At 66.8% G+C, this 3351-nt stretch carries 3 protein-coding genes; all 3 read left to right on the top strand.

Features of this window, described 5'->3' with window-relative positions; all coding sequences use genetic code 11:
- Positions 1-143 precede the first annotated feature (143 nt).
- From FRW57_RS19225 to FRW57_RS19215, 3 genes are read left to right on the top strand one after another with little or no spacing between them, the layout of a single operon-like run.
- Positions 144-1355, top strand: coding sequence for a tyrosine-type recombinase/integrase (locus FRW57_RS19225; RefSeq protein WP_203230424.1), 1212 nt, complete (start codon positions 144-146; stop codon positions 1353-1355).
- Positions 1352-2275 (top strand): tyrosine-type recombinase/integrase, encoded by a 924-nt coding sequence (locus FRW57_RS19220; protein ID WP_152186790.1) that lies wholly within the window; start codon positions 1352-1354, stop codon positions 2273-2275. The genes FRW57_RS19225 and FRW57_RS19220 overlap by 4 nt, the downstream gene beginning before the upstream one ends.
- Positions 2272-3261: a tyrosine-type recombinase/integrase gene (locus FRW57_RS19215; RefSeq protein WP_152186789.1), complete on the top strand. Its 990-nt coding sequence runs from the start codon at positions 2272-2274 to the stop codon at positions 3259-3261. The genes FRW57_RS19220 and FRW57_RS19215 overlap by 4 nt, the downstream gene beginning before the upstream one ends.
- The last annotated feature ends 90 nt before the right edge of the window (positions 3262-3351 follow it).

The raw sequence follows: 3351 nt of genomic DNA, 5'->3' as shown, positions 1-3351 counted from the left end.
AAGACCCATTATGCCGACCTTCGGGTTATGCCGACCTGACTGTCGCGGCGCCTGCGCAGCAGGGCGATCGGGCTCGCGAGGTCGGCATAATCCGGTTCTGGTGGTCGGATCTTCTCGGACGTTCGTCCCGAGAGGAGCCAATGATGAACGAGACGTACTTCGGAGTCCGGATCTGCGGACCGCTGACACTACATGCGGATGGCTTTTACTACTGGCTGATTGACCGGCGCTTCTACTCACCGGTGACGGCTGAGGGACATCTTCGGTTGCTGGCGCACCTGAGTCGGTGGCTGATGGCCAGCGAACACGATTGCTCTGAGCTCAGCGAGGAGCTGGTGCTCGAGTTCGTCGGTGTCCGTCGAGCGACCTACTACAACCTTCGGACGCGGCGCGCGTTGGAGCCGCTGCTGACGTATCTGCGAGAGGTCGGGGCCGCACCAGAGCCGGCCGTCCCGGATCCTGCGGTGCCGTCCGGTGATGAGCTCCAGGCCTTTCGCCGCTATCTGACAGATGAGCGACGGCTGGTGATTGGCAGCATCGACAACTATGTCCAGGTCGCACGACGGTTCCTGGACTTCTGCGCGCATCGGGGCGTGACAGGTCTGGCTGGGGTGGGTGCCGAGGACATTAGTGGGTTCGTCTTGAATGAGCGCACCCGGCGGGCCAGCGGGTCAGCACGACAGGTGGTCACACCGCTTCGCGCGCTGCTGCGGTTCGGACAGCTGCGGGGGCTCACACCCGCAGGGCTGGTGCTTGCCGTTCCGCGGGCGGCCAATAGGCGCAGCGCGGGAATACCGCGCGCGTTGGCCGCGCGCGACGTTGCGCGCCTATTGGCCAGATGTGATCGCCGCACCAGACGCGGTCGCCGCGACTACGCGATGCTGTTGATGCTCTCCCGCTTGGGCTTGCGGGCCGGAGAACTGGCCGCGTTGAGCCTGGAAGACGTGGAATGGCGTGCCGGGGAGATCGAGGTCCGGGGCAAGGGCGGTCGGCGGGAACGGCTGCCGCTTCCCGAGGATGTTGGGCAGGCGCTGGTCGCCTACCTGCGCCGAGGCCGACCCCAGACCAGTGACCGTCGCGTGTTCGTGCGCTTGGACGCGCCGCGTACCGGTCTGTCTTCGGGGGCCGTCACGGCGATGGTGCACGCTGCCGGACGCCGCGCGGGAGTCGCGGTGACCGGCGCACATCAGCTTCGGCACACGGTCGCTGTCGAGCTGCTGCGCGCGGGCGCACCGATGTCGGAGATCTCTGAACTGCTGCGGCACCGACGACCGGCCACGACGGCGATCTACGCGAAGGTCGACCAGGCTGCGCTGCGGCCGCTGGCGCGGCCCTGGCCGGTAGGTGTCCGATGAACGCGATGCGGCAGGCCGCCGAGAACTACCTAAGGCTGCGCCGGTCGATGGGGTTCAAGCTGGAGAAGCCGGGCCGCCTCGTCCTGCAGTTCGCCGACCATCTCGACCGGCTCGGCACCCAGCAGATCACCATCGACTCGGCGCTGGCGTGGGCTCGGCAACCGGAGCAGGCGGACCCGAGCTGGTGGGCCTACCGGCTCTCGGCGGTGCGTGGGTTCGCCGCCTACCTGCAGCCACGCAGGCCCGGGATCCAGGTCCCGCCGCCGAGTCTGCTTCCACTGCGCACCATGCGGGCCACGCCGTATCTGTATTCAGGTGAAGACATCGCAGCGCTGATGCACGCGGCGCGACAGTTGAACACGCCGTTGATTGCCTCGACGTACGAGACTCTGATCGGGCTGCTGGCCGTGACCGGCCTGCGGCTCGGTGAGGCGCTCAACCTCGAGCGTGCCGACGTCGACCTCACGACCGAGATGCTCACCGTTGTCAAAGGCAAATTCGGCAAGAGCCGCCAGATTCCGCTGCACCCGTCCACCGCCGTGCGGCTGGGTGACCATGCCCGCCGGCGCGACGGCTTCATCCCAGCGCCGAAGGCGAGCACGTTCCTTCTGTCCACCGCCGGCACCCGGTTGTCGGACTGTCGCGTGGAATCGACGTTCCGTACCCTGGTCCGGGCCGCTGGACTGAAGCCTCGATCGGCCAGATGCCGTCCCCGGTTGCACGACCTGAGACACACCTTCGCCGTCAGCACCGTGCTGGACTGGTATCGCGACGGGCAAGACGTGCAAGCCCGCATGCCGCTGCTGTCCACCTATCTCGGTCACGTCGACCCGAGCGCGACCTACTGGTACCTATCGACCGCGCCGGAACTGATGGCGCTGGCCTGCGCTCGGCTCGAACACGCGAAGGCACAGCCATGACACTGCTCGCCCCGGTGCTGCAGGGCTTCTTCACCCACAGGCTGATCGGCCAGCGCAATGCCAGCACGCACACGGTGGCCGCCTACCGAGACACCTTCCGACTACTGCTCGGCTACGCCAGCCGGAACCTCGGACAGCCGGCCAGCCAGCTGCGCCTCGACGATCTCGGCGTCACCGAGATCGCAGCGTTCCTGGACCACCTCGAGATCGAACGCGGCAACAGCACCGCGACCCGCAACGCAAGGCTCGCGGCCATCCACTCGCTGTTTCGATACGCGGCGTTGCAGCACCCAGACCACGCCGCCACGATCCAGCAAGTCCTTGCCATACCGCCAAAACGCTGCGACCGCACAATCGTCACCTTCCTGACCGATCCGGAACTGGACGCCCTGCTCGACGCCCCGAACCGCGGTAGCTGGACCGGGCGACGCGACCACACGCTGCTGGTACTCGCCGCCCAAACCGGCCTGCGGATCTCCGAACTGGTCGCGCTCACCGGAGATGACGTGCACCTCGGCACGGCCGCTCACGTCAGCTGCCGCGGCAAGGGCCGCAAACAACGGATCACCCCGCTGACCCGCGGCACTGTCGAGGTCCTGCGGGATTGGATGACCGAACGTGACTCTCGACCGGACGATCCACTGTTCGCGACACGATCCGGTCATCCCCTAAGTCGCGACGCTGTCGAACATCGAGTCGCACTCTATGTCCACGCGGCCGAACGACTCTGCCCGTCGCTGGCATCGAAGAAGATCACCACGCACACGTTGCGGCACACCGCCGCGATGCAACTGCTTCATGCCGGCGTCGACACCAGCGTGATCGCCCTCTGGCTCGGACACGAGAAGGTCGACACCACGCAGATCTACCTGCACGCGGACCTGGAGATCAAGCAACGAGCACTCGCCCGGACCAACCAACGCGACACCACGCCCCACCGCTACCAGGCCCCGGACAGCCTGCTCGCCTACCTCGACGCCCTCTGATTATGCCGACCTAGCGAGCCCGATCGCCCTGCTGCGCAGGCGCCGCGACAGTCAGGTCGGCATAACCCGAAGGTCGGCATAATGGGTCTT

This window comes from Segeticoccus rhizosphaerae (genome assembly GCF_009192725.1).
Taxonomy (GTDB): domain Bacteria; phylum Actinomycetota; class Actinomycetes; order Actinomycetales; family Dermatophilaceae; genus Segeticoccus; species Segeticoccus rhizosphaerae.
This window is presented reverse-complemented; position numbering and strand designations above follow the sequence as displayed.